The sequence below is a fragment of the Enterobacter sp. ZOR0014 genome (genome assembly GCF_000798855.1).
Lineage (GTDB): Bacteria > Pseudomonadota > Gammaproteobacteria > Enterobacterales > Enterobacteriaceae > Enterobacter > Enterobacter kobei.
The window spans coordinates 1-6,392 of sequence record NZ_JTLF01000243.1; the positions used below are offsets into that span (position 1 = coordinate 1).

7 protein-coding genes and 1 riboswitch are annotated in these 6,392 nt (G+C 57.0%); of the genes, 3 read left to right on the forward strand and 4 right to left on the reverse strand.

Features of this window, described 5'->3' with window-relative positions; translation table 11 throughout:
• The 4 genes from L977_RS12700 to sgrR form a co-directional block, all read right to left on the reverse strand.
• On the reverse strand, positions 1-154 hold a 154-nt coding region (locus L977_RS12700; protein WP_047625876.1), incomplete at its 3' end, for an ATP-binding cassette domain-containing protein.
• Positions 138-1,748 (reverse strand): thiamine/thiamine pyrophosphate ABC transporter permease ThiP, encoded by a 1,611-nt coding sequence (gene thiP / locus L977_RS12705; protein ID WP_047625878.1) that lies wholly within the window; start codon positions 1,746-1,748, stop codon positions 138-140. The genes L977_RS12700 and thiP, both read right to left, overlap by 17 nt.
• Positions 1,724-2,707, reverse strand: a complete 984-nt coding sequence (thiB, locus tag L977_RS12710) for a thiamine ABC transporter substrate binding subunit (protein WP_047344030.1) — start codon at positions 2,705-2,707, stop codon at positions 1,724-1,726. Before thiB ends, thiP begins: the two co-directional genes overlap by 25 nt.
• Positions 2,708-2,738: 31 nt before the next feature.
• Positions 2,739-2,839: riboswitch (TPP riboswitch) on the reverse strand.
• 36 nt (positions 2,840-2,875) lie between these two features.
• Positions 2,876-4,531 carry an HTH-type transcriptional regulator SgrR gene (gene sgrR, locus L977_RS12715; protein ID WP_047625879.1) on the reverse strand — a complete coding sequence of 552 codons (1,656 nt, stop codon included), beginning with the start codon at positions 4,529-4,531 and terminating at the stop codon, positions 2,876-2,878.
• Between the two features lie 88 nt (positions 4,532-4,619).
• On the opposite strand from sgrR, the gene sgrT reads away from it, so the two are divergent.
• The 3 genes from sgrT to L977_RS23225 all read left to right on the forward strand — a co-directional run.
• On the forward strand, positions 4,620-4,772 hold the full coding sequence (gene sgrT / locus L977_RS23220; RefSeq protein WP_014882529.1) for a glucose uptake inhibitor SgrT: 153 nt from the start codon (positions 4,620-4,622) through the stop codon (positions 4,770-4,772).
• Between the two features lie 120 nt (positions 4,773-4,892).
• Entirely contained in the window at positions 4,893-6,071 is a 1,179-nt protein-coding gene (locus L977_RS12720) for a sugar efflux transporter (protein ID WP_045134566.1), read from the forward strand.
• A 217-nt stretch (positions 6,072-6,288) separates the two neighbouring features.
• The coding region (locus L977_RS23225) for a Hok/Gef family protein (RefSeq protein WP_156118173.1) at positions 6,289-6,392 on the forward strand (104 nt) is incomplete at its 3' end.

The following is a 6,392-nucleotide window of genomic DNA, read 5'->3' on the forward strand; positions in this document are numbered from 1 at the left end:
GAACATGCAGAAACCCCGCAACCAAATTGAGCAGCGTGCTTTTTCCCGCACCGCTTGGGCCAAGCACCGCAATAATCTCTCCCTGACGCACGGAGAGCGTGAAGCGCATCGGCAGATGCTGGTAAAGCCAGGTTACATCAGTCAGTTTTAACATCACGCCCCGGAAGTTTTTCGATAACGGTAAAGAGTCCAAAGCACAGCAGGAGCAGCAGCAGCGCCGTGACGGCCCCGTCCTGGCTGCGGTAGGAGCCAATCTGCTGATAAAGCCAGAACGGCAGCGTGCGGAAATCGTCATTCCCGAAAAGGGCCACCACGCCAAAATCCCCGATGGAGAGTACGCAGGCGAAGGCCAGTGCCTGGGCGAGGGGTCGTTTCAGGGCGCGAAGTTCCACCACCTTTAACCGCCGCCAGCCGGTTATCCCAAGGGACTGACACAGGACGCTGTAGCGGCTGTTGACATCCCGCATAGGATTTTCCAGTACTTTCAGCGCGTAGGGGATGGCCATTAAGGCATTGGTAAAAATGACGATGCCGTCGGCACTTTCCGGCAGGCCGACGGTGGTGTTAAACAGCAGGAAGAAACCGGTCGCCAGCACAATACCCGGCATCGCCAGGATCAGCATGCCCGTTAGCTCCAGTGCTTGTCCGGCTTTACGGGCATGACGCGCGTAGAGCTCGCGGCTGCTCCAGAGCAACATCATGGTCAGGATCACACATAGCGCTCCGGCTGCCAGCGCAATGCGTACCGAGGTCCACGTCGCTTGCCACAGCACGGGCTGTTGCAGTACTGACACCACATTCCTGTTCAGGCCATCAACGATAACGGCCAGCAGCGGTGGCAACAGAAGCAGGAGTGCCAGCACGATCAGGATAAAATCGGAGACGCGGCTGTGCAGGCTATCCTGCGGATCGCGCCAGCCCGAGAGGCTATTGCTGCCCGGGGGAATCGCTTTGCTCAGGCGCTGGCTCAGCAGCACCAGCACCAGACAGCACGCCATCTGCACGATCGCCAGAAGCGCGGCGCGGCCCGGATCGTAGTCGTAACTTAAGGCCTGATAAATCGCCAGCTCAATGGTGGTCGCCTGTGGCCCGCCGCCGAGAGAAAGCACGGTGGCGAAGCTGGCGAAGCAGAGCATAAAGATCAGCGCGGCAACCGGGGCAATCTGACGTCTTAACCAAGGCCATTCGACAAAGCGGAAAAACGACCATCCACGCATGCCAAGCTGAGCGGCAATCTGGCGTTGTTCGCCGGGAATATTCTCCAGTGCCTGCAAAAACAGGCGGGTTGCCATCGGCATATTGAAAAACACGTGCGCCAGCAGAATGCCCTGCAGGCCGTATGGCGAGAAGGTCCATTCCAGACCAAGTCGGGCAAACAGCAACGCCAGCCAGCCCTGTCGACCGTAAACGCTCAGGATACCAAATACCGCGACCAGCACGGGCAGAATCAGCGTCATGGCGCACAGGCGCAACAGGACTACTCTTCCGGGGAAACGCCGGCGATACAGAGCCCGCGCAAGAAAAATAGCCGGGATCGCTGACAGCAGGGCAGAAAGAAACGCCTGCCAGAAGGAGAAACGAATGACGTGCCAGAGATAGCTATCGCGCCAGAGCGCGAGCAGATCGCTCTCCGGCGCGTTAAACCACAACGCAAGGAATGCTCCCAGACTGACTACCACCATCAGCATGGCGGCGAGCAGTCCGGGAAGTAACCAGCCAGGAATTAACGGCTGACGGCGCGTTGCCATTCACTTACCCATGCTGCTCGCTGCGCGGCCACCTGCTGCGGCGTAAACTCCAGCGACGTTTGTGGTTTGGTTAACTGGTCGAAACCGGCCGGCAGTGCAACGTGGGTGACGGGATACATCCAGTTGCCCGCAGGAATGGCATTCTGGAACGCCGGAGAAACCATAAATTTCAGGAACTTCTCGGCGAGTTCCGGCTGTTTGCTGGCAGCGGTACGCGCGGCAACCTCCACCTGCAGATAATGCCCTTCGGCAAAATTCGCGGCGGCGTAGTTGTCTTTCTTCTCGGCGATAATGTGGTAAGCCGGCGAGGTGGTGTAGCTGAGCACCAGATCGCTTTCGCCTTTCAGGAACAAACCATACGCTTCACTCCAGCCTTTGGTCACAGTGACGGTTTTGGCGGCCAGCTTCTGCCACGCTTGCGGCGCGTTCTCCCCGTAGACCTTCTGCATCCAAAGCAGCAGTCCCAGGCCTGGCGTGCTGGTACGCGGATCTTCATAAATCACGCGCCATTTCTGGTCGCTCTCCACCAGCTCCTTCAGGCTCTTCGGCGGATTTTTCAGCTTGTTTTTGTCATAGACGAAAGCAAAGTAGCCGTAGTCGAACGGCACAAAGGTGTCGTTGTTCCAGCCGCCCGGCACGTTGACGGCCTCTGCCGCTACGCCGCTTTTGGCAAACAGTTTGGTTTGCGTGGCGGCTTCCAGCAGGTTGTTATCCAGCCCGAGCACCACGTCGGCTTTGCTGTTTTTCCCTTCCATACGCAGACGGTTAAGGAGCGACACGCCATCTTCCAGCGCCACGAATTTCAGCTCGCAATTACAGTCAGCTTCAAAGGCTTTTTTGACTACCGGGCCAGGGCCCCAGTCGGCAGAGAACGAGTCGTAGGTATAGACCGTCAGGACGGGCTTCGCGAACGCAGGCAGCGCAAACAGCGCCAGCAGAGGAAGAACTTTTTTTAACACTTTGCACCTCAGGGTTGAGTGGCAAAGGATTTTGAGAGACAGCCTCAAATCCCTTCGCCGGCGTTATCCGGATCAGGTTCGACGGGTATTATCTCAGCGCACATCTGTGATGCAGCACCCCGTTGAGAACGGCGCTATTGTAATGATTTGGTGAATATTACGAAAGCGTTATGGCTCCGGCGGCGCAAACCAGGCTGATTTGAAATCAAACCAGCCCAGGGTGTTCATCCGCAGACCGCGCATACTGCGTTGACCCTGGATCATCAGCCAGTGGTGTATCAGAGGTACAATCGCCTGTTCAGCCAGCAATTGCTGGCACCACACGGCAAGATTCATGTCGCCAGCGCGCCACTGGGCAGCGTCCTGCTGCCAGTCACGGTTGATACAGTGCTGGATCAGCGGGATCTCATATAGATGAGAAAAGAGCGAGAAATCGAGCGGCAGGGTGAAGTTGGCGCTGTTTAGCCAGATATCACTGACGATCTCCCCCCGGTGCCATTCGTCATAGTCCACTTCTTTGATCTCCAGCGTCACGCCTTCGGCTGCCAGCAGCCTGGCCATGATCCCGGCGATAAAACGATGCTCCACGTGCTCGCGGTAGTAGGTCAGGGTGATGGACTCCAGCCCGGCAGGTCTGTCGCAGTGCGCCGGGCGGGCGTGGTGCCAGCGCGGAAGCAGGCCGTACGCCGGGAACCAGTATGTCTGGTACTGCTCTTCCGCATGGTAGATCAGATTGGAGGGGGACAGCACGTGGCTGACCCACTGACGAACGGCCTGGTTTGCCCCGCGGTGGGTGCGGCTATCAAACAGCAGGTAGTAGCATCCCTCCTCAAGACGACTCTCCACCGCTTTTTCTCCCGTGGTGGGGCCTTCCAGCGTCAGCCCGCAGCTGAGATCTTCATTGAGATCCGGTAATACCCAGACGTTCACCTCGTCGATCAGTGCCCGATAGCCAAAGTAGTCATCAAACGCGCGAATTTTCAGCTGGTTGTTGTTATTGCGGGACACGGAGTAGGGGCCGGTGCCAATCGGCAGGCTGGCGAAATTGTTCAGCGACTCCCACTCGGCGGGCAAAATCATCGACGGCACATAGCCCAGCAGCCAGGGAAGCCATTTGTCCTGCTGCGACAGCTCAATATCCAGCGTCCATGCCGTCGGGGAATGGACGCGGGAAATGTGTGAATAAAGCGGTAGCTTGCGGGCACGTTCCAGAGAGGCGATGACGTCGCGCATGTCCAGTTCGCGACCGTGGTGAAAGTGGATGCCGGGGCGTAAGAAGAAGCGCCAGTGGCACGGGGAAAGTTGCTGCCAGTGATGCGCGATATCCGCTTCCAGTTCCCCATTTTCCTCATTTATCCGCGTCAGGCCGCTGAAAATCTGCCGGGCCATGTGGGTTTCAGAACGCCGTAACGCCGTGCCGGGTAACAGATTTTTCATCGGACGGTAGTAGAGCACCCGCAGAATGTGGCGGCCCTGACGAAAGCTACGTCCAAGATGTGAGACCAGCATCTGGCGCACGGCGGCTTTGTCGCCCACCAGCTGCACCAGCTGGTCGATGCGATCCTGCTCCAGCAGATCCCCCGCGCGCTGCTGCTGCAACGCCAGACCGGTATAGAGAAAGGTCAAACGTGAGCGCTTCCCGCGTCCTGCCTCCGCTTCCCAGCTTAACCAGCCCTGCTGCTGCATGGTGTTAAGCAGCGTGCGCATATGACGGCGCGAACAGTTGAGCAGGTCAGCCAGCTCGTTGAGCGTGGTCTCCTGCGATTGCCCCTCGCAGCACTGCCAGAGGCGGATAAATTGTTGTTGCAGACGACCAGAAGGCATAAAAGAGGAACTCCTGACAAAAAACCAGCAATTTATTTATCCCTATATTAGGCCAATAATTCTCCCCGATGAAGTGAGGAGGTAAATTATGAAGAGGTCTACCGCACGTCAGTTTTATCAGCAGTACTTTTCAGCGACAAAGGGAGCGTCCTGGCTGGCCCGCCGGTGTGCAGAGCAGCGGCTGAAAATGTTAGAAGAACTGATGCAGTGGGACGTTACGAAACCGACCTCTTCCCGCTAACTCGCCTCGATCATGTGTGACTGAGTATTGGTGTTTATCACCCGCCAGCAAAATGTTTTTGCTGGCTTTTTTCGTTTATTCTTTCACCCAATTTCGATTCGCTTTCACAAGGACTTGCGTATGCTGTGGTTGATGACGATGGGGCGCCGCCTGAATGGCGTATATGCCGCTTTTATGCTGGTAGCCTTTATGATGGGCGTGGCGGGGGCGTTGCAGGCGCCGACGTTGAGCCTGTTCCTCAGCCGCGAGGTGGGGGCGCAGCCGTTTTGGGTCGGCCTGTTTTACACCGTTAACGCCATTGCCGGGATCCTGGTCAGCCTCGCGCTGGCGAAACGATCGGACAGCCAGGGCGATCGCCGCAAGCTGATCCTCTTTTGCTGCGCCATGGCCGTGGGCAACGCGCTACTCTTTGCGTTCAATCGCCATTACCTGACGCTCATTACCTGCGGCGTCCTGCTGGCGTCGCTGGCGAATACCGCCATGCCGCAGCTTTTCGCCCTGGCCCGAGAATACGCGGATAACTCCGCGCGGGAAGTGGTGATGTTCAGCTCGGTGATGCGTGCTCAGCTTTCACTTGCATGGGTCATCGGCCCGCCGCTGGCCTTCATGCTGGCGTTGAACTACGGTTTTACCGCCATGTTCTCCATCGCCGCGGCCATTTTTGCCATCAGCCTGGCGCTGATTGCCTTCGTGCTACCGTCTGTGGCGCGCGTCGAACAGACGACGGATAAGCCGATTACGCAAGTGAGCGGCTGGCAGGACAAAAACGTCCGTATGCTGTTTATCGCCTCCACGCTGATGTGGACCTGCAATACCATGTACATCATTGATATGCCACTGTGGATCAGCAGCGATCTCGGTCTGCCGGACAAGCTCGCCGGGATCTTAATGGGAACGGCTGCCGGGCTGGAGATTCCGGCGATGATTCTTGCAGGATATTACGTAAAGCGCTTCGGTAAACGCAAAATGATGGTGGTTGCGGTTGCCGCCGGGGTGTTGTTCTATCTTGGGCTGATCTTCTTCCATTCGCGCGAAGCACTGCTGGCGCTGCAGCTGTTCAATGCCATATTCATCGGGATCGTGGCCGGGATCGGCATGCTCTGGTTCCAGGACTTAATGCCGGGACGCGCTGGCTCGGCGACCACGCTTTTCACCAACAGCATTTCGACAGGCGTCATTCTGGCGGGGGTGATTCAGGGAGCGCTGGCGCAGAGCTACGGACATGCCTCGGTTTACTGGATGATTGCCGCGATTTCGGTCATCACACTTGGGCTGACATGCCGGGTTAAGGATGTTTGATTCTGGAAGGCGGCTTCACGAAATGAAACGACTTTCTGACAGATGAAGGGAAGGCGCATAGAGTGCGTGGCGGGTGCTTGAGGCTGTTTGCCTCAGGCTTTCGCAAGAGGCAAACAGTGGAGAGTTCCACATCAATAAAACTGATGGGGAGACCAACTTCACAACCCACATTGCGAGGTTAGTCTCTTCATTGCCGAAAAGCAATAAGGAGGCTGGAATGCCAAAACGTACTCTGCTGTTAGGTTTGTTTCTGATCTGTACGACGCTGTTGATCTTCACCTGGATGGTGCGTGATTCGCTATGTGAATTGCATTTATGTTC

Excerpts from the sequence above, each read along its gene's own strand:
- sgrT (WP_014882529.1), top strand. The coding sequence starts at position 4,620 with ATGAAGAGGTCTACCGCACGTCAGTTTTATCAGCAGTACTTTTCAGCG.
- L977_RS12720 (WP_045134566.1), top strand. The coding sequence starts at position 4,893 with ATGCTGTGGTTGATGACGATGGGGCGCCGCCTGAATGGCGTATATGCC.
- thiP (WP_047625878.1), bottom strand. The coding sequence starts at position 1,748 with ATGGCAACGCGCCGTCAGCCGTTAATTCCTGGCTGGTTACTTCCCGGA.
- sgrR (WP_047625879.1), bottom strand. The coding sequence starts at position 4,531 with ATGCCTTCTGGTCGTCTGCAACAACAATTTATCCGCCTCTGGCAGTGC.